Origin of the sequence: Desulfovibrio sp. (assembly GCF_018379785.1) — a bacterium.
Lineage (GTDB): Bacteria > Desulfobacterota > Desulfovibrionia > Desulfovibrionales > Desulfovibrionaceae > Desulfovibrio.
The window spans coordinates 1-19,512 of record NZ_JAGZUV010000023.1 but is presented as its reverse complement, the minus strand read 5'-3'; the positions used below and the strand labels follow the sequence as shown (position 1 = coordinate 19,512).

The following is a 19,512-nucleotide window of genomic DNA, read 5'->3' as shown; positions in this document are numbered from 1 at the left end:
AGGCCCTAACGCATTTCAAGTGCTGAACGTCCTAAGGGGAACGCCGCAGCCGCCGCAGCACGGGCTCCAGAACGGACGGCGCGAACCGCCAGGCCAGAGGCAGGAAGAGCAGGGCAAAAGCCAGGCCGCTGACGGCCAGAGCCGCGCAGGCCGCCGCAATGGGCGGCAGCGGCAGATGCGCGAGGCAATACCGGGCCAGCCACCACGCCGCGCCCGCGCCGGGCAGAGAGCAGGCCAGGGCGCGCAGTCCCAGGCCGCAGAGCCCGGCAAAGGCTCCGTTACCGTGGCGGCGGATCCACAGGCCCACCAGCCAGAGTACATAAAGGCTCACGCTCGCGCCGGACAGGGCGGCGATGGCCCAGGCCCCCAGGGGCACGGCCCAGTAATAGTAGAGCGGCAGGCAGGCCAGGGTCATGATGGTGCCCGTGACCGCCGGGGTCAGGGTGTCGCCGTGGGCGTAGTAGGCCCGCACCAGCACCATGTAGACGATCCAGAGCGGGGTCGAGGCCAGCATGATCCGGGTCAGGGGCACGGCGGCCAGGGTTTCCGCCGCGCCGAAGCGCCCGCCCTGGAAGATCACGCCCAGAATGGGCCAGGCGGCGGCCATCATCCAGAGCGCGCAGGGGATGATCAGGCCCAGGCCCGCGCGCAGGGCCGTGCGCAGGGTCTGGTCGAAGCGTTCCGTGTCGCCCTTGGTCAGCAGGGAAACCAGAAAGGGGTAGGAGGCCACGGCGGCGGCCTGTCCCATGAGGCCCACCGGCACCTGGGCAATGCGCCGCGCGTAGTTCAACAGGCTGACCACGCCGTCCCCGGCCAGACTGCCGAAGACGCGCAAAAACTGTTCATCCAGCATAATGATGGTCTGGCCCAGCATCAGGGGCAGGGCCGTGATCAGAAATCGGCCCATGAGCCTGTGCCGCCAGACCGGGCGCAGATGCAGCCCGCCTCCGGCCGCCACCCGCAACGGCAGGGCAAAGGTGCCCAGGGCCGCGCCCACGGTGACGCCCAGGCAATAGCCGGTCATGCCGTAACCGTTGCCCTGGTCGATGCCGAGGCGCGTCCCCAGCAGGGGCAGCAGCAGGCCGCCCGCGATGATGCAGCCGTTGTAGACCAGCGGGGCCAGGGCCGGAACGCTGAACTGCCGCCGCAGGTAAAGCAGGGCCGTGAGGCAGGCTCCGCAGAGAAAAAAGACCTGGGCGGGCAGAATGATGCGCATGAAAAAGGCCAGCCGCTGCCACTGCTCCGGCGAGAAGCCGGGGGCCACCAGACGGGCCAGGGGCTCGGCTGCCAGGATGCCCGCGCCCGTGAGCAACAGCGAGGCGGTGAGGGTCCAGCAGAACACGCAGGAAAAAAAGCGCCAGGCGTCGGCCTCGTCCTCCTGAAAGCGGCGGGAAAGCAGGGGAATGATGGTGATGGACATGAAGCCGCCGGCCAGCAGGTAGTTGATGATGTCCGGCACCACAAAGGCCGCGAAATACATGTCCGCTTCACCGCCCGCGCCGAACTGCCAGGAAATGACCTTGTCCCGGATCAGGCCCATGAGCCGGGAAAGAATGGTGCTGGCGGCCAGAATAAGAGCCGCCGCGCCCATGTGCTGGCGGGAGGAGAGCAGGCCCATCAGCGTCCCCGTTTGGGGCGCGCGCCGTTTTGCTTTTGTCCTTTTCGGCCGTTCCGTGCCTCCTGTCCGGCGCGGACGCGCGTCCGGCTCTTGCGGTCCGGTGCCGCGTCGGCGGATTTGTTCCCGGTCTGTTTCTTCCGCGTCTGTTCAGCACGCCGGTCCGGGCGGGCCGCGCTTCGCGTCCGTCCGCCCGCGTTGCGCCGTGCGCGCGCCCCCCGGTTTGCGCGAGGCAGTTCCAGGGGCATGAGCCGGATTTCCAGACGGCCCATATGCACCTCGGCCAGACGCACCTCCAGACGCTGGCCCAGGCGCCAGCACAGGCCGGAACGCTGGCCCAGCAGGCACTGGCTGCGGGAGTCCAGCTCGTACCAGTCGTCGCCCAGGTCCTCCACGCGGATCATGCCCTCCACGGGCATGTCCGCCAGTTCCACAAACAGGCCGAAATCCGTCACTCCGGAAACCACACCGGCAAAACGTTCCCCTTCGCGGTCCCGCAGGGCCAGGCAGCCCAGACGGCGGGCCATTTCGCGTTCGCAGTCCACGGCGGCGCGCTCCCGCCGGTTGAGCTGGTCGCCGATGCGCAGCAGCCTCTGCCCGGCGGGCAGGGGGCCGGCGGCCTGTCCCAGCGAGGTTTTCAAGGCCCGGTGAACCAACAGGTCCGCATAGCGGCGGATGGGCGAGGTGAAGTGGCAGTAGGCCTGGGAGGCCAGGCCGAAATGCCCCTCGTTTTCCGGCTGGTAGCGGGCCTGGGGCATGGCCCGCAGACAGAGGCGGTTTACCAGAAATTCCTGGTCCGTGCCCTGGGCCGCGGCGAGGATGCCCTGAATGGCCGCCGCATCGGGCCGTCCGTCCGCTTGTTTTCCCGGTTGCTTGTCGGCGGGCAGCGTTTCCAGAGCTGTGGCGGCAAGGGTTTCAAAGAGACTTTCCAGGCGCTCCGGCTCCGGCTGGGGATGCACGCGGTAAAGAAAGGGCAGTCCGGCGTCGCGCAGATGGCGGGCCACGGCCTCGTTGGCCGCGATCATGAATTCCTCGATGAGCCGGTGGGCGTCGTGGCGTTGGCGGAAGCCTATCTTGAGCACCCGGCCCTTCGCGTCAAACGTGTATTCCGGTTCGGGCAGATCGAAATCCAGACTGCCGCGCTCCCGCCGGGCCTCGCGCAGCACGGCATAGAGCCGGAAGGCCTCCTCCAGCATGGCCAGCACGTCCCCGCCGCGCGGATTCTCGCGCAGCCGGGCCAGAGCTTCGGCGTCATGATCCTGCAGGCAGGCCTTGACCTGGTCGTAGGTCAGGCGCGCGGCGGAACGCATCACGGCCGGGGCGAAGCGCGCCTTGCCCGGCTGGCCCGTGGGCGAAAAGGGAATTTCCGCCAGCACGGCCAGACGGTCTTCCTGAGGTTTAAGGCTGCACAGGCCGTTGGACAGGGCCGGGGGCAGCATGGGCTCCACGGAACGGGGGAAATACCAGGAGTTGCCGCGCGCCAGGGCCTCGGCGTCCAGGCCGGCGTGCCCCTTGCCGGGAGCGGGCCGCACGTAATGGCTCACGTCGGCGATAGCCACCCGCAGCAGCCAGCCCTTGCCCTTGCGCTCCACCTGCACGGCATCGTCAAAGTCGCGGGCGTCCGCGCCGTCGATGGTCACCAGGGGCAGATGGCGCAAATCCTCGCGTCCGGCCAGATCCGCCTCGCCGGGAGCCACGGGCAGGGCCGCGGCCTCGGCCAGGACCGAGGCCGGAAAGTCGCGCGGCACCTCATGGTTGAGTTTGACCAGATCCTCCTGCACGTCCACGTCGTCTTCGCGGCCGTAGGTGCCGATCAGGCGCGCCCGCCAGAGATCCGAGGCCAGACGCTCCTCCGGGGCCACCAGCAGAAGCGCGCCCTGTTCCGGCACGGCGGCTCCCTCGGGCAGGGGCACGCTGAAGTCCACGGCCAGGCGGCTGTCCGCCGGGCGGCAGAACAGGGTCCGGCCCGTGCGGTTGTGCAGATGCACGGGAATTTCCTTTTGCGGGCGCTCCAGAATTTCCACAATGCGACCTTCCGGATTCGGCCCGCCGCGCCCCTGTCCGGAGCGCGAGGAAGCCGGGGCCAGCACTACCCGTACCAGATCCTGATGCCAGGCCTCATTGCTTTGCAGGGGATGGATGAAAATGTCCCTGCCGCCCGCCACGCGCGCGGCGGGCGAGCCGCCTTCGGCGGTCCTTTCGGTCTCCAGCGGGGTTACGAAGCCGCCGCCGTTGCGCAGGGCCTGATAGCGGCCCACCAGGCTTTTGAGGATCTCGGGCCGGGTCCAGAGGCCGCCGCGCAGGCGTACCAGCCGTCCCTGTCGGGCCAGATCCGCCAGGTTTTCCTCAAGATCCTTTTTAGCCCGACGCGGCAGACCCGTGGCGCGCAGCAGGCCGTCCAGACGCATGGGGCGGGATTCGCGGGCAAAAAGTTCCAGCAGTTCGTCATTGCCGGGAAGGGCGGCGGGATCGGTAGGGCGTATATTTTTATGTTGCTTTTTCACGTTATTTCCATGGGCCGCGCCATGCTCAAAAAAAGGGGCAAAAGGCTCCGCCTTTTGCCCCCGCGCGGCTGAAAAAGGTTCAGGGCTTATCTCCAAAGTGCGATATTTCCGGCTTTCCGGCAAGAAAACCGGGAAATCCATTTGGAGACAGTCCCCGCGGTCCGGCGGAATTGCAATCAAGATCCGTCGGGCCCGCGTTCTAGATGCAGATTCGCTTTGAAATTGTGCCAATTTCAAAGCTGACGCTGCCTTCAGCCTATTGTTGCTGTCGTCATCCGTAGCGCTGCTGTCTTGACCCGTAACACGGCTTCGCCGTGAACGACTCAAGCAAGCCGCCCAGCGGCAACGGCCGACGCGCGGCGGGAACGTACTTCCGCCTTGGCTCCAGGCGCGGTCGTCCGCTCACGTGGCCGCCAGAGCATTTCAACATTTTTAAAGCTGAAATGCTTTAGGCGGCTCAGTTGCGGTTGCCGCCGAAAAGCCGCAGCATCATCAGGAAAAGGTTGATAAAATCCAGATAAAGGGTCAGCGCGCCCATGATGGCCCCGCGCCGCACCGCCGTGCCGTCGTCCAGAGGCGCGGCTTCGCCGAAACGGCGCAGCTTCTGGGTGTCGTAGGCGGTCAGGCCGGTGAAGATCAGCACGCCCAGGCAACTGATAATGAAGTCCATCATGGTGCTTTTGAGGAAGATGTTCACCACCATGGCGATGATAATGCCGATGAGCCCCATGAACAGGAAGTTGCCCATGGTCGTGAGGTCGCGCTTGGTCACCGTGCCGTAGACCGACATGGCCAGGAAGGTGCCCGTGGTCACCAGAAAGGCATTGGCGATGGACGCGATGGGGTAGATCACGAAGATGGACGAAAGCATGGCGCCGGTCAGGGCCGAGTAGAGCAGGAAGAGCCCGGTGGCCGTGCCGGCCGACATTTTGTGGATGGCCGCCGAAAGGGCGATGACCATGCCGAACTGGGCCACGATCAGAAGAATCATAACCAGGCTGTTGCCCAGAATGGCATCCCGGATGGCTGGCGAGTTGGCCACGCCGTAGGCCACCACCGTGGTCAGGGCAAGGCCCGCCGTCATCCACTGGTAGACCTGGCGCATGTAAACGGAAACGGCGCTGGTCACGCCGCTTTGCGCGACACTACGGGTACTCGGTGACATAAGTCCTCCAAAAAAACTGTTGTTGTCCGGTCCGGCACAGTGTGCCGCGGGGTGGTTATCCACACTCCTTTTCGCATACTATATGACTCCCCCCCGATTTAGCAAGTGCCGTCGCCTTGCGGCAGGGGGCAGCCTGGGTGGAGCCCGCGTCAGGCGCCGCTTCAGGTTTCGATCACGTCTCATGAAGCTCTCAGTAGGGCGGACGCGCGTCGGCGGAACTTCGTTTTTCTTGCCGGATGCCGAACCGGCCCGCTGCCCTGCAAGGTGTTGCGGACAAATCCTTGCCGCGAAATGCGGGCAGGCTGGTTTTGCTCGCCGCAAACGGGCATTTTATCTGTTAAAGCTCCAGGGCCATGGTTCGTCTTGCGGGTGGGCCGGGCCGCATGCTAGCATGCCGTCGTCGGCGCGGTGCCCGCACCGGCGAAAATGCCGCATTCCAAGGAGTCAGTCATGAAATTTTTTCTTTCGTCCTTCTGCCTTGTCCTGAGCCTGGCGCTGCTGCCGGTTTTCGCCGGGCAGGCCCGTGCCGCCGCGCCGGCGGCCGATCCCGCCGTCAAGCTGGAGACCAGTCTCGGGGATATCGTGGTGCGCCTGGATGCCCGCAAGGCCCCCATCACCACGGCCAATTTCATTCAGTACGTCAAATCCGGGCATTATGACGGCACCATTTTTCATCGCGTCATCAAAAACTTCATGATTCAGGGCGGCGGCCTGACTCCGGACATGAAGGAAAAGAGCGCCCGCGCGCCCATTCACAACGAGGCCGGCAACGGCCTGCGCAATCAGAAGTATACCATCGCCATGGCCCGCACCGCCGACCCGCATTCGGCCGGCGCGCAGTTCTTCATCAATACCAAGGACAACGCTTTCCTGGATTTCAAGAGCCAGACCCCCCAGGGCTGGGGCTATGCCGTGTTCGGCAAGGTCATCAAGGGCCAGGAAGTGGTGGACAAGATTGAAGCCGTGACCACGGGCAAAAAGGGCTTTTACGAAGACGTGCCCACGACGCCGGTGATCATCAAAAAGGCTGTGGTCATCGAGTAGCGCATTAAAAAAATGCCGGAGCCGGACCCCGGACCGGCGACGAACCCCGCCCGCAGGCGGGGTTCGTTTTTGGCATGTGAAATTTTTATGACCTTTCGCTTCGGAAGCACGAGGCTTCTTGTCAGTCCATTCCGCTTGAATTATACGGTAGTTGAAGGCCCGTTGCGCGGCTTCATGGGGAAGCCGCGCGCGGCGCCGCAATTCGCAAGGAGAGAGAGGATGAAAAAGTTCATTGCGCTGGCCGCGCTGCTGCTGGGCGCGGCCCTGGTTCTGCCGCAGGCCCCGCAGGCCCGTCCGGCCCATGCCCCCAAGTACGAGTACACGCTCAAAAGCGTCATGCCCGTGGCCGGTCGCCAGGGTGTGGCCTGCGACGGCAAGTACATCTACGTGAGCGACAGCAAAAAACTGTTCAAATACGACATGAACGGCAAGCTGCTGAAGCAGAACGACAATCCCTTTGAGGGCTATGCCATCCCGTCCAATCACATCGGGGACATCGACGTCTACAACGGCGAATTGTACATCAGCGCCGAGAATTTCATGGACGGCGTGGGCAAGGATATTCAGATTGCCGTGCACGACGCGGACACCCTGAAGTTCAAACGCACTTTCAAGTTTGAGCCCAAGTCCGGCCAGCTGGAAGTGTCCGGCATTACCGTGGACCCGGTCAAGGGCACGGTGTGGATGTGTTCCTGGGTGGGCGAGGAAAGCGGCCGCTATCTGTATGAATACGACCTGGACGGCAAGTATTTGCGCAAGGTGCATCTGCAGCCCGTGCCGCAGTGGGTGCAGGGCGTGTTCTACTATGACGGTTCGCTTTTTGTGACGGCCGACGACGGCACCGCCGACGACAACGAGCCCGACCATCTTTACCGCGTGGACGTGACCTCGGCCACCAACGCGCCCGTGGTGCTGGAAAAGACCTTTGACGAAGCCATCAAGCAGGGCGAAATCGAAGGGCTCTGCGTGGACCCCTCCAGCGGCGACCTGCTGGTGCACATGAACCGGGGCGCGCGTATCGTGCTCGGCATGGGCAAGGGCTTTTACCCCGGCTACGACAAGGAAATTCACGAATTGTACCGCTATTCCATGCAGCCCGCCGGGCCGCGCGCGCCGCGCCCGTAATGAAAACGGCGCACGGCGGACGCGAACCGTCCCCATGCGCCGGGTGTTCAATTTTTGATGAATGGGATGCGTTTCCGGCACCGGAGCCGCATCCTGTTTTTCGTTTTGTGGTCAGCGCGCCGTAAGCGCTGCGAAGCGCCGCATGGTCAGATGGCAGACGGCCACGGCCAGGGCGTCGGAGGTGTCCAGCGCCCAGTCGGCCTCGCGGACGTTGAGCAGGCGTTTGACCATAAAGGCCACCTGCTCCTTTTCCGCCCGGCCCGTGCCCACCAGGGACTTCTTGACCAGGGTCGGCTCGTAGTCGCTGATTCCCAGGCCATACGCCGCGCAGGCCGCCACGGCCACGCCTCTGGCCTGGCCCAGCTTGAGGGCGCTGGCCGCGTTTTTGGCGGTAAAGACCTGTTCGATAGCCGCTTCGTCGGGCTTGCAGCGCCCGAGCACTTTGGCCAGCTCATGGTAGATGCGCGCCAGCCGCGTGGAAAATTCCTTTCCGGCTGAGACCGTGCGCACCACGCCGCAGTCCACCAGCCGGAGAACGCCGGAGACTTCGCGCACCACGCCCCAGCCCGTGCGCTGGGAACCGGGATCAATGCCGATGACGGTGACGGGCTGCATAGAAGATGCCCCAACAATATAGTTATGCCGCCGTCAAGCCTGTAGCGGGGGCGTGGCGGCGGCAATGGAAAAAAATTTTGCCTTCCCGCAAGGAGCGCGAGTTTTTTATGCAGGAAGTGGACTCTTCTGGTCCATGACCGGAATAAAAAACGATGCGCGACACAGCGGGAAGGCAAAAGAACCGGCTTGCGTCAGTCGGTGGGCATATCGTCCGGAAAATCCACATTGGCATAGACGTTCTGCACGTCGTCATTGTCGTCCAGGGCTTCCATCAGGCGCAGCACCTTCTGACCCATGTCCGCGCTCACGGCCACCAGGTTCTGCGGCACCATGGCCAGCTCGGCGGACTGCATCTCAACGCCCGCGGCTTCCAGGGCGTCGCGCACGGCCGCGAAGTCGGCCATGGCCGTCTGAAGGGTCCAGACATCCTCGTCGTCCAGCACGTCGTCGGCCCCGGCTTCCAGGGCGGCTTCCATCATTTTATCCTCGGCGTAGGCGGCCTTGTCCACGCTGATGACGCCCTTGCGCTCGAACATCCAGCCCACGCTGCCGTTCTCGCCCATGGCGCCGCCGTGCTTGGTGAAAAGGTGGCGCACTTCGGCCACGGTGCGGTTTTTGTTGTCCGTGGCGACCTCCACCATGATGGCGATGCCGCCGGGACCGTAGCCTTCGTAGAAGCCTTCCACAAAATCGCCGCCTGCGTCTTCGCCGGTGCCCTTGCGGATGGCGGCTTCAATCTTGTCCTTGGGCAGGTTCACGGCTTTGGCCGCAGCGATGGCCGCCCGCAGACGAGGATTGCCCGAAGGATCGCCGCCGTTTTTAGCGGCAATGATGATTTCCTTGGCGGCCTTGGTGAAAATCTTGCCGCGCTTGGCGTCCTGGCGTCCCTTGCGGTGCTGGATATTGGCCCATTTGCTGTGACCTGACATAAAACCTCCCGAAAACCGTAAAAGTATTAGAGCGTTTCACCTTGCAATGTTCGCGCGGTCCGTGGGGACCGCGCGCCGCGTAGCGGTTCAGACGAAATCCGGTTATGTTTCCGGCCCGGCATCGCCGGGCGCGATAGCCGCCGTGTTGCCGCGAAAACCCAGGCCCGTAAAAAAGGTTTCCTTGCTTTCGGCGCGTGAGCTTTTGGGTTTGAAGGATTTGACCGAGCTGAACGCCTTGCGCATGGGGGCGAGCAGGTCCTGAATATCCGGTCCCATGAAAATCTTGACCACAAAATTGCCGCCCTGCTTCAGATGCAGGCAGGCCACGGCCAGAGCCTCCAGGGTCAGCTCCAGGGAACGGGCCTGATCCGTGAAGCGCGTGCCCGTGGTGCGCGGAGCCATGTCGCTGATGACCAGATCAAAGGGGCCCAGTTCGGCCAGCCTGGTCTCAAAGGCGGCGGAGCGCCGGAAGACGTCCTCCTGCATGAAGAGCACCTGGGGCGGGAACGCCGTTTCCGTGCTCTGGATGTCGCAGGCCAGGACAAGCCCCTTGGAGCCCACTTTTTCCGCGACGCCCAAGGACCAGGAACCGGGGGCGGCCCCCAGATCCAGCACTTTCATGCCCGGCTTGAGCAGGCGGAATTTGGCGTCCAGCTCTTTCAGCTTGTAGACCGAGCGGGCCGGATAATTTTCCCGCTTGGCTTTGAGGAAATAATGGTCGCGATATTCCTTCATAAAAACCCCAACACATAAGCATAGCCTTTTTCAATCCGTTCGCCAAGTCTTGATGCCGGATAGAGCCGGGCGACCTCGTGTTGCCTCGCAACAGGCCAGGGCAGACGCATCTAATTCGGTAACTATTTGAAATTATTAATATATAAACTATATTTGTTATTCTTAGCAAATAATTTCAAATAGTTAGATGCTACGTGCGTCTGCCCTGCGCAACAGGCTTGTTTGCCTTGATTTTTTCCTGAGTTGAGAATAATTATTTCTTGTATTGACGAAAAGCAGGAAAGCAGGCTAGCGTCAGAACAGGTTAAAAAATCCATGCCGCTCCGGTTGAAGCCCGGAGTGCGCATTTATCTATCGTTAAGGAGAATGACAATGCTTTTGAAAAACATGAGTTTCGCCCTGCTGCTCTGCGGCGGGCTGTTGTTGATGGGTTCCGCCGCGCAGGCGGAAAGCGTCAAAACCCCGGTGAACAAAATCAGTCCCGACGGCGTGGGCGAGGAAATCGGCTTCATCACGTTCTCGGACGCCGACGGCGGCGGGGTGGATATCATTGTGGACCTGACTGGTCTGCCCGAGGGCGAGCACGGCATGCATGTGCATGAAAACGCTTCCTGCGCTCCGGCTGAAAAGGACGGCAAAATGGTGGCGGGCCTGGCCGCCGGCGGGCATTACGACCCCATGAAGACCAACAAGCACGCCGGGCCCGGCAAGGCCGGCCATAAGGGCGACCTGCCGCATATCATGGCCGACGCCGAAGGCGTGGCCAAGGCCAAGCTGCACGCTCCCAACCTTCAGGCCAAGGATCTCAAGGGCCATTCCGTGATGATCCATGAGGGCGGCGACAATTATACCGACAATCCGCCTCTGGGCGGCGGCGGCGCGCGCATCGCCTGCGGCGTCATCAAGTAGTACGTAATCAGACTCATACCTTTCACTTTCCTTCTGCCGACAGGCCCCGCCGGAAATCCGGCGGGGCTTTTATGTCGCACGGCCTTGCGGTGGGCGGCGCATGGCGGCTATGGTGGGAAATCCGTTTTCTTGCGAGGGAGCATGTCTGAATCCGTGCGCGCGCCACGGCGCGTCAGTTTGCCTGATTTCGCGGGGCGCAGCCTGAGCCTGCCCGACAATCCCGAGGCATGGGAGCGCCTGGGCTCAGGCGACGAGGTGTTGTTGCTGGGCCTGGGACCGGGGATGCCTGAGAAACTGCTTTTTGCGCAAGGGGAAGTGGGCGGCGCGCGCGTGTTCTGGCTGGACGAGCCGGAAACCCTGCGCCGTCTGGAGGGCGCGCGTCCGGGAGCGGGGCGGCGCTCCTTGCCCCGGCATTGGCAACAGGTCACGCCGGAAGATGCCGTGGCCTTGGCCGCGCGCTGTTCTGTCTTTTTTTATCGGCCCGGTCTGCGCCTGGCCCCGGATTTCTGGGGTCCGCTCCTGGGATGTCTGGGCGCGGCCCGGCTGGGAGTACGGACGCGGCGGACAGTCATTGAAGATGCTACGAAACATGTGCCGGAGGAGGACAACCGCCGCCCGGTTCTGTTGCCCGGCACGGAGCGGCAACTGCTGCATCAGGAATTGCGTCAGGCCTTGGGCGAAGCCGGTTTCGGACCGGTGCTGGAAACTGTGCCTGTGTGCCGCGATACGGAAAGCCTGTTGACGGCCTGGGAAAATCTGCTGGCAGGGAACAATCCCGCGCTGCTGCTCTCCGTCAACCTGCGCGGTCTGGACCCGGAAGGCCGGGTTTTCTATCTTTGCCAAGCTCTGGGCGTGCCGGTGGCTGTCTGGTTTGTGGACAACCCCTGGCATTTGCTCTCCGGCCTGCGCCTGCCCTGGTGGCAAGAGGCCGCGCTGTTCGTGACCGACGAGAGTTTTATTCCCGGCCTGCGAGCCGCCGGAGCCCGGCGGGTTTTTTATTTGCCTCTGGCCGTGGCCCCACAAATGTGGCGGGACTTGCCGGACGAAAACGAGGCTGCGGACCTGGCCCAAAACCCGCCGCTCTTCGTGGGGCGTTCGGCTTTTCCGGAGCGGGAACGTTTTTTTGCGGCGGCCCGTGTGCCTCAGAGCCTGGAGCAGGAAGCGCGCACCCTTTTAGCGCATTCCGGCGGTCCGGCGGAAGGGCCGCATTTTCATTGGTGGCTCCGGAAATCGGGAGCTGCCCCCTGGCCGGGACAGGATGTGCGCTGCGCCGGTCTGGGAGCGGAGATCTGCTCCCAGGCCAATCGCGCCCGCTGGGTCCGGGCCGGGCTGGAAGCCGGAATGCGGGTGGTGGGCGATGCGGGCTGGCAAGATCTGCTGCCGGGTCTCGAGGTGCTGCCGCCGGTGGATTATTATACGACCCTGCCGGATATCTACCGCCGGGCCGGGGCCGTGCTCAACGTGACCAGCCTGTTGTTGCCGCAGAGTCTGAGCCAGCGCCATTTCGACGTCTGGGCTGCCGGTGGACTGCTTTTGAGCGACGCCACGCCCGGCCTGCGACTCTTTCCCGAGGCGTTGACCCGGCCTGTAACATTAAGTAGCCTGGCTGACCTGCTGCCCCGGCTGGCTGCCCTGCGCGCCGATCCGGCCCGGGCCCGCGAACTGCGCCAAGCCTGGCGGGAACACATACGCTCGGGCCATGCCTACAGCCATCGCGTGGCGCAGCTCCGTGATACGTTGGGAATTTGAGAGAAAATTGTGCTGCAAGCGCGATCGGCCTTGGACTGGAGAAGGGCTTGACAGGCCGTCCTTTTTTGCCTAAAAACTTTTTTCCACGGTGTTTCCATTTGTGGGGAAGTAGCTCAGCTGGGAGAGCATCGCCTTCGCAAGGCGGGGGTCGAGGGTTCAAATCCCTTCTTCTCCACCACAAATTTAAGGGCTTATGGTTTTAAAACCATAAGCCCTTTCGTCGAGTTATAGATTTCCCGCGAAATGCATTCAATGGACATCGCTTCTATTTATAGATAAAAACAGAGTCTACCAAGACTTGCTCGCCTTATCTGCGTCTCCGTACTTGCGGATTGCGGCGCATAACCCATTATAATAAAAATGAATGTTATGAAAAAAGCTCTGATTACCGGTATTACCGGACAGGACGGCGCGTATCTCGCGGAATTCCTCCTCCAGAAAGGTTATGAGGTGCACGGCCTCAAACGACGAGCTTCTCTGTTCAATACGGATCGCATCGATCATCTCTATCAGGATCCCCACGCCTGTGAGCGGCGTTTTATTTTGCACTATGGCGATCTTAGTGATTCCAGCAATCTCGTGCGCATCATGCAGGAAGTAAAACCCGATGAGGTTTACAACCTGGCGGCCCAGAGCCATGTGCAGGTGTCCTTTGAATCGCCTGAATATACGGCGGATGTGGATGCCCTGGGCACGTTGCGCTTGCTGGAAGCCATACGCATTACCGGTCTTGCCGGGCAAACCCGTTTTTATCAGGCCTCTACTTCCGAGCTGTTCGGTCTGGTGCAGGAAGTGCCGCAGACTGAGAAAACACCTTTCTATCCCCGCTCGCCTTACGCCTGCGCCAAGCTCTATGCCTACTGGATTACGGTGAATTACCGTGAGGCGTACGGCATGTATGCCTGCAACGGCATTCTGTTTAACCACGAGTCGCCCATCCGCGGCGAAACCTTTGTGACCCGCAAGATCACCCGCGCCTTGTCACGTATGGTACTGGGGCTTCAGGACTGCCTGTATCTCGGCAACCTGGATGCCAAACGCGACTGGGGCCATGCCCGCGACTATGTGGAAATGCAATGGCTCATGTTGCAGCAGGAACAGCCGGACGATTTCGTCATCGCAACGGGGCGGCAGTTCTCGGTGCGGGATTTCGTCAATGCGGCGGCGGCTGAAGTGGGCGTAAGCCTGATTTGGCAGGGCAGCGGTGTTGACGAAACCGGTACCGTGGCCGCCGTGGACGTATCCCGTCTTGCCCGGGCTGCCGGAGGACGCCAGAGCATGGAATGCCATGTTAAGCCCGGCGACGTTATTGTACGGGTGGATCCGCGCTATTTCCGTCCCACGGAAGTGGAAACCCTGCTGGGCAATCCGGCCAAGGCCAAGGAAAATTTGGGCTGGACGCCCAAGACGACCTTTGAGGATATGGTGGCCGAAATGACCCGTGAGGATCTGGGCTTAAGCATGCGCGACGCCATATGCAAGGTGGCGGGCTTCAAGACCTTCAGTCACAACGAGTAGGGCATGGACAAAAACGCGCTTATTTATGTGGCCGGGCACCGGGGCCTGGTGGGCGGCGGCATCTGCCGCGCCTTGCGACGGGCCGGTTACGAGAATCTGCTTATCCGTACGCATGCGGAGCTTGATCTCTGCGATCAGACTGCCGTGCGCGCGTTTTTCGCGGAATACCGCCCGGACTATGTCATCCTGGCGGCGGCCAAGGTGGGCGGCATTTACGCCAACGCCACGTATCCGGCGGAATTTATCTACCAGAATTTGCAGATCCAGAATAACGTCATTGACAGCGCATACCGCAACGGAGCGAAGAAGCTGCTCTTTCTGGGCTCATCCTGCATCTATCCCAAGCTCTGTCCGCAGCCCATCAAGGAAGAATATCTGCTCACCGGACCTCTGGAATCCACCAACGACGCTTACGCCTTGGCGAAGATTGCAGGGATCAAGATGTGCCAAGCCTACAGAAAACAGTATGGCTTTGACGCCATCAGCGCCATGCCCACCAATCTGTATGGGCCGGGCGACAATTACCATCCCGAAAACAGCCACGTCATCCCGGCGCTGATCCGGCGTTTCCATGAGGCAAAAGCGAACGGTGCGGCCAAGGTGACCATTTGGGGGACAGGCAAGGCCCTGCGCGAATTTTTGCATGTGGACGATATGGCCGAGGCCTGCGTGTTTCTGCTGGAGAACTATTCGGATTTCGAGCATGTCAATGTGGGCTGCCAGAAGGAATGCACCATCATGGATGTGGTCCGGTTGATCGCCGGGATAGTGGGCTTTGAAGGCGCTATTGACACGGATCCCTCCAAACCGGACGGAACGCCGCGCAAGCTGATGGATTCCGGCAAGCTGTTTACTATGGGCTGGCGGCCGAAATTCAGTTTGGAAGACGGGCTGCGGAATGCCTACAAAGATTTTTCACACAATCACAACCGGGGCTGTTGACCACACATGTCTTACGAGCTTGTTATTGAAGCAGGGCGTACGGAACGTCAGTACTGGAAAGATCTGTGGCGCTACCGGGAGCTTTTTCTCATTCTGACGTGGCGCGATGTGGCTGTACAGTACAAACAGACGGTGGTGGGCATTCTCTGGGCCGTGCTGCGTCCTCTGCTGACCATGGCGGCTTTTACTTTTGTGTTCGGCAAGGTGGCCAAGCTGCCTTCGGAAGGCGTGGCGCCGTATCCGCTGATGGTCTTTGTGGCCATGTTGCCGTGGCAGCTCTTCGCCTCGGCTATTGCAGCCACGGCCAATAGTTTGGTAGTCAATAGCAATCTGGTGTCCAAGGTCTATTTTCCCAGGATCATTGTGCCTGCGGCCACCATCGGCGTGGCTGTAGTGGACTTCGCTATTTCATTTGTGCTGCTAGGCGGCATGATGGTTTGGTATCAGTATCTGCCGCCGGTGCAGGTGCTGGCTGTGGTTCCGTTGGCGTTGCTGGCGGCAGTGGTGGCACTGGGGCCAGGGCTTGTCCTCTGCTCTCTGAATGTAACCTACCGGGATTTTCGTATCATCGTGCCCTTTATTACCCAGTTCGGTCTGTACATTTCACCGGTGGGCTTTTCGTCCTCCATTGTGCCGGAAAAATGGAAATTGTTGTACGAATGCAATCCTATGGTCGGGGTTATCGACAGTTTTCGCTGGGCTGTGCTCGGGACCATTGAATTTCCAGAACGCGCGTTTTGTATCAGCCTGCTTTGCGCCTGTGTGTTTATGCTGTTGGGCATAAAAGTTTTTCGCAGAACAGAGCGTACCTTTGCGGATGTGATTTAAGGGGCTGCATATGAAACCGATCATCTCCGTTGAAGAGCTCGGCAAGAGTTACACTATCCGCCATGAAGGGCAGACGCACTATAAATCCTTGCGGGAGGAAATATTCAAATTGCCCTCGCGTCTGCTGCGGCGTGGCGGACAGAGCCGGGAGGAATTCTGGGCGCTGAAGGATGTGAGCTTCGACATCATGCCCGGCGACCGCGTGGGCATCATCGGCCGCAACGGCGCGGGCAAATCCACCTTGCTCAAGCTGCTCTCGCGCATTACCGAACCCACCACCGGGCGCATCACCCTGCGCGGCCGCGTGGCCAGCCTGCTGGAAGTGGGTACAGGCTTTCATCCAGAGTTGACCGGCCGAGAAAATATTTATCTTAATGGGGCCATTCTCGGTATGTCCCGCGCCGAGGTGCGCCGTAAATTTGACGAGATTGTGGACTTTGCCGGAGTGGAAAAGTTTCTGGATACGCCGGTCAAGCGCTATTCTTCCGGCATGTATGTGCGCCTTGCCTTTGCTGTAGCCGCCCACCTTGAGCCGGAAATCCTCATCGTCGATGAAGTGCTGGCCGTGGGTGATGCAAAATTTCAAAAAAAATGCCTAGGCAAGATGGAAGAAGCGGGCAAAGAAGGCCGGACGGTATTGTTTGTCAGCCATAATATGGCAGCGATAAGGCATTTATGCATAAAGGGTATTTGTTTATCAAAAGGTATGCTGGCTTCCCTGGGTGAAATATCTTCTGTCATTAGTAGCTACACGGCGTCTTATACTCAAAAAGATGCCTGTTTTAATGATAATGGAGGAGTCGAAATCTCTGAAAACAGAAAAGGTAAATATCCAGAAAAAATTTTTTCAAAGATTGATATTCGCAATAAGGATAAAATACAAACGACAAATATCCTCATGGGTGAAAAAATATCCATATCAGTATCAATGGTGAATACTGAAAAATATAATGATGCTGATTATTGCATTGCATTTATCAATGAATATGACCAATGGGTCTTATCCTACGCAACGTGGATGTTTAACATATCCAAGGTGAATCCTCAGTGTTTGGAGCTAGAAATAGACAGAATGCTCCTTTCTCCAGGAACGTATTCTATCTATTTAAGCTCTACGCTACATAGATCAGGACAATATCTTGATAGAGTGCAAAATGCGGTTTCTATTGTTGTAGAAGAGGCTGATATCTTTGCAACAGGCCGTGTTTATGCAGCTGGTTGTGGACAAGTTTATATTCCTGGAACTTTAACATTAGGTTAACAATGTTACTACCATTAATTAAAAAGACGTCCCTATACAAAAAAGCTATAAAAGCAGCTAGGCAAAGACTATGCGGCCCTACCAAAGATTTAGAACATACATTATTACAGTACGCAAAAGGTGTGCAGGCTGCGCAAAAGTTGAGCTTTGAATCATTAAAGATTTCTGTCCTTTCTTTTCTTGAGGAAAGAAAAATAGGGCCAGATCCATGGGATTATGGTTTTAGTTCTGCTTCGCCATATTCCTCACTATATTCATCAACCTATGCTGTTATGTTGCGCAGTATGTTTCTTGGCCCTAGTTGCGGATATAATACTGCGGAATTAAATAAGCTGAAAGAATATTTTTTGCATTTTCAAAATCCTGATACAGGATATTTTGTTGACCCCACGCTTGAAAATGGAGAATATATTTCCACAGACAATGAGAATAATCAATGGTGGGGGTATGGACATCTCACTATACAGGTATTGCAATGTTTAAAAATCCTTAATGTGTTACCTGAATATAACTTCAAGTTTCTTGACAGGATGTACATTTCAGGGGAACTCAAAGAATACTTTAGGGCTCTTGATTTCGGGAATAGGATTGCATATACTGGCAATAAATTGATGAACTTAGGTGTCACCTTACAATATGATGCCTATATAAACCAGAACAAACGCTCCTTGAGCGCCTGCAATGAGTTGCTTCAATTACTTCGGGACACTGCTGACAGTGATGGACTTTGGGGCGATGTCAACCACAGCGCACATATGAAAAGCCAAATAATACAGGGGGCATATCATTGGTGGGTGCTATTTTTTTATGCCAAACAAGCGCCTCCTTTTTCTGAAAATTTGATAGATTATATTTTGTCGACGCAAAACAGCCTTGGGGGCTACGGTGTTACCCCTCATGCAAGTTCTGCCTGTGAAGACTTTGACTCCATTGAGCCACTCAGCAGGTTTTACCCATCTCTTTCAGATGAATACAAAAAGAAGATAGAAAAATCCTTCACAGCGGCCCTGCCTTGGTTACTGGCAAACCAAAATGAAGACGGGGGATTTTGTTTTGTCTTGAATCAAGAACTTCATTATGGGCATGACCATCTGTTTTCAGGCCCCAATGAAAGCGCAATGTTCCCAACATGGTTTCGTACACTAGCTTTGGCGCACCTCATGAAGACCATGAATTTTGATAACAAATTCTATTTTTGTGGCGCGCCTGGCTTTATGTTTTGACCAATAAGCGATGGCGATGCAACACACATAGAAAATGAGAGCCTAACCTCATGTTCAATCCAATAAATAAAATATCCGAGTGGAACTTCAAAAAAAATGTTTCAAAGCTCGTTCCACATCTCGAAAAAATCACTACGCATCTGACACTTCAGGAAAAAATAAGATTGTATCGCTTGGTACAAAATAACCCCCTTTTTGTACTTGTTGAAATTGGATCATATTTAGGGGCATCTTCACTTTGCATTGCGGCTGGCATGAAGGAGAAATCAAAGCTTTATTGTGTAGACACGTGGCATAACGATGCAATGTCTGAGGGGGGGCGCGATACTTATGAAGAGTTTTTAAACAATGTACAACTTTTTCACTCGAAAATAACTCCATTGCGTGGAAATAGCCACAGCATTGCTGAGACATTCGAAGATTCTGTAGACTTCCTTTTCTTGGATGGCGACCACAGCTACGAAGGCGTAAAGACAGACATTGAAGCATGGTTTCCTAAACTACGTAGTGGTGGAGTTATCGCCATGCACGATATTGGATGGGCCTGGGGAGTACAAAAAGTCCTTTATGACGTTGTGATGCCACAGACCTGCAAGCACGGGGAACTGCCCAACTTATTCTGGGCAGTAAAGATATAGTGAATGAATGGATAGCCTCATAATGCTCGAAACATATATTCCCTATAAACCGTGTCGGTGTTTGTAATTACACGGAAAAAATGTTTGCTTAGAAAAAGTGCCCTGTGATTTTTGTGGGAGCAATGATCTAAAGCTCATTTTTAGACAGAGAAATGACTACATTAATACCTACAAAAACTATGAATACTCCTTTCCTGTAGTCTCTTGCCTTCGTTGCGGTTTAGTTTTTGTAAATCCTCGACCGACAAAAGAAAGCATTGGATTCTTTTATCCAGACCACTATCATGATGAGCGACTACCCGGAACGATGAGCCATCGCTATCAACGGCAAAGCACTTTCCTACCCAGCCTACGGGGGGGAGGTAATACTTGATGTCGGCTGTGCAAAAGGAGACTTTTTGGGGTGGTTGGCTAAAAATCACATTCTTAAAATGTACGGGTGCGATGCTTATTCTGGAGGCATCCGGGAAGGATATTCCATTGATTTTTTAGGAAAAGATTTACCTGACTGCCATTACCCTACCGCTTACTTTGACTACGTTACTTCATGGGCTGTACTAGGGCCTGTTAACACTATTTGAGAGCCTCAACGATGAGAGCAAAAACGATAAAGGCAAGGAAAATGACATCCAGCTTGTCATATCGAGTTGCTATGCGCCTGAAGCCTTTTAACCGTCTGAAGAGTCTCTCAATTTCGTTGCGTTTTTTGTAC

18 protein-coding genes and 1 tRNA gene are annotated in these 19,512 nt (G+C 58.0%); 12 read left to right on the top strand and 7 right to left on the bottom strand.

Annotation, left to right across the window (positions count from 1 at the left end; all coding sequences use genetic code 11):
• Window positions 1-31: 31 nt before the first annotated feature.
• The 3 genes from murJ to KH208_RS06885 form a co-directional block, all read right to left on the bottom strand.
• Window positions 32-1,618 (bottom strand): murein biosynthesis integral membrane protein MurJ, encoded by a 1,587-nt coding sequence (gene murJ, locus KH208_RS06895; protein WP_291434999.1) that lies wholly within the window; start codon window positions 1,616-1,618, stop codon window positions 32-34.
• Window positions 1,618-4,119, bottom strand: coding sequence for a ribonuclease R (gene rnr / locus KH208_RS06890; protein ID WP_291434998.1), 2,502 nt, complete (start codon window positions 4,117-4,119; stop codon window positions 1,618-1,620). Before rnr ends, murJ begins: the two co-directional genes overlap by 1 nt.
• 457 nt (window positions 4,120-4,576) lie before the next feature.
• Window positions 4,577-5,284: a Bax inhibitor-1/YccA family protein gene (locus tag KH208_RS06885; RefSeq protein WP_291434997.1), complete on the bottom strand. Its 708-nt coding sequence runs from the start codon at window positions 5,282-5,284 to the stop codon at window positions 4,577-4,579.
• 450 nt (window positions 5,285-5,734) lie between these two features.
• Here KH208_RS06885 and KH208_RS06880 point away from each other — a divergent pair, with 450 nt between their 5' ends.
• The gene (locus tag KH208_RS06880) at window positions 5,735-6,328 is read left to right on the top strand and encodes a peptidylprolyl isomerase (RefSeq protein WP_291434996.1); all 594 of its coding nucleotides are present in this window, start codon (window positions 5,735-5,737) and stop codon (window positions 6,326-6,328) included.
• A gap of 219 nt (window positions 6,329-6,547) precedes the next feature.
• A complete protein-coding gene (locus tag KH208_RS06875; protein WP_291434995.1) occupies window positions 6,548-7,453 on the top strand; it encodes a hypothetical protein in 906 nt (301 codons plus the stop codon).
• 111 nt (window positions 7,454-7,564) lie between these two features.
• Here KH208_RS06875 and ruvC read toward each other — a convergent pair whose 3' ends face one another.
• The 3 genes from ruvC to KH208_RS06860 form a co-directional block, all read right to left on the bottom strand.
• Window positions 7,565-8,068 carry a crossover junction endodeoxyribonuclease RuvC gene (ruvC, locus tag KH208_RS06870; RefSeq protein WP_291434994.1) on the bottom strand — a complete coding sequence of 168 codons (504 nt, stop codon included), beginning with the start codon at window positions 8,066-8,068 and terminating at the stop codon, window positions 7,565-7,567.
• Between the two features lie 191 nt (window positions 8,069-8,259).
• The gene (locus tag KH208_RS06865; protein WP_291434993.1) at window positions 8,260-8,997 is read right to left on the bottom strand and encodes a YebC/PmpR family DNA-binding transcriptional regulator; all 738 of its coding nucleotides are present in this window, start codon (window positions 8,995-8,997) and stop codon (window positions 8,260-8,262) included.
• A 102-nt stretch (window positions 8,998-9,099) separates the two neighbouring features.
• Entirely contained in the window at window positions 9,100-9,732 is a 633-nt protein-coding gene (locus KH208_RS06860; protein WP_291434992.1) for an RlmE family RNA methyltransferase, read from the bottom strand.
• 372 nt (window positions 9,733-10,104) lie between these two features.
• Here KH208_RS06860 and KH208_RS06855 point away from each other — a divergent pair, with 372 nt between their 5' ends.
• The 10 genes from KH208_RS06855 to KH208_RS15515 all read left to right on the top strand — a co-directional run bounded on the left by KH208_RS06855 (window position 10,105) and on the right by KH208_RS15515 (window position 19,381).
• A complete protein-coding gene (locus tag KH208_RS06855; RefSeq protein ID WP_291434991.1) occupies window positions 10,105-10,641 on the top strand; it encodes a superoxide dismutase family protein in 537 nt (178 codons plus the stop codon).
• A gap of 141 nt (window positions 10,642-10,782) precedes the next feature.
• The gene (locus KH208_RS06850) at window positions 10,783-12,390 is read left to right on the top strand and encodes a glycosyltransferase (protein ID WP_291434989.1); all 1,608 of its coding nucleotides are present in this window, start codon (window positions 10,783-10,785) and stop codon (window positions 12,388-12,390) included.
• Between the two features lie 102 nt (window positions 12,391-12,492).
• A tRNA-Ala gene (locus KH208_RS06845) sits at window positions 12,493-12,568 on the top strand.
• A gap of 191 nt (window positions 12,569-12,759) precedes the next feature.
• Window positions 12,760-13,908, top strand: coding sequence for a GDP-mannose 4,6-dehydratase (gmd, locus tag KH208_RS06840; RefSeq protein WP_291434988.1), 1,149 nt, complete (start codon window positions 12,760-12,762; stop codon window positions 13,906-13,908).
• Window positions 13,909-13,911: 3 nt separating this feature from the next.
• Window positions 13,912-14,850, top strand: coding sequence for a GDP-L-fucose synthase (locus tag KH208_RS06835; protein WP_291434986.1), 939 nt, complete (start codon window positions 13,912-13,914; stop codon window positions 14,848-14,850).
• Between the two features lie 6 nt (window positions 14,851-14,856).
• Window positions 14,857-15,678 (top strand): ABC transporter permease, encoded by an 822-nt coding sequence (locus KH208_RS06830; protein ID WP_291434985.1) that lies wholly within the window; start codon window positions 14,857-14,859, stop codon window positions 15,676-15,678.
• Window positions 15,679-15,688: 10 nt separating this feature from the next.
• Window positions 15,689-16,939 (top strand): ABC transporter ATP-binding protein, encoded by a 1,251-nt coding sequence (locus KH208_RS06825; RefSeq protein WP_291434983.1) that lies wholly within the window; start codon window positions 15,689-15,691, stop codon window positions 16,937-16,939.
• A 2-nt stretch (window positions 16,940-16,941) separates the two neighbouring features.
• Window positions 16,942-18,162 carry a hypothetical protein gene (locus KH208_RS06820; RefSeq protein WP_291434981.1) on the top strand — a complete coding sequence of 407 codons (1,221 nt, stop codon included), beginning with the start codon at window positions 16,942-16,944 and terminating at the stop codon, window positions 18,160-18,162.
• Between the two features lie 50 nt (window positions 18,163-18,212).
• Entirely contained in the window at window positions 18,213-18,800 is a 588-nt protein-coding gene (locus KH208_RS06815; protein ID WP_291434979.1) for a class I SAM-dependent methyltransferase, read from the top strand.
• Between the two features lie 314 nt (window positions 18,801-19,114).
• Window positions 19,115-19,381: a methyltransferase domain-containing protein gene (locus tag KH208_RS15515; protein ID WP_367114945.1), complete on the top strand. Its 267-nt coding sequence runs from the start codon at window positions 19,115-19,117 to the stop codon at window positions 19,379-19,381.
• On the opposite strand, the gene KH208_RS06810 is transcribed toward KH208_RS15515, so the two are convergent.
• A partial coding sequence (locus KH208_RS06810) for a transposase (protein ID WP_291435016.1) occupies window positions 19,374-19,512 on the bottom strand: 139 nt, incomplete at its 5' end. The two genes, KH208_RS15515 and KH208_RS06810, sit on opposite strands and share 8 nt — an antisense overlap.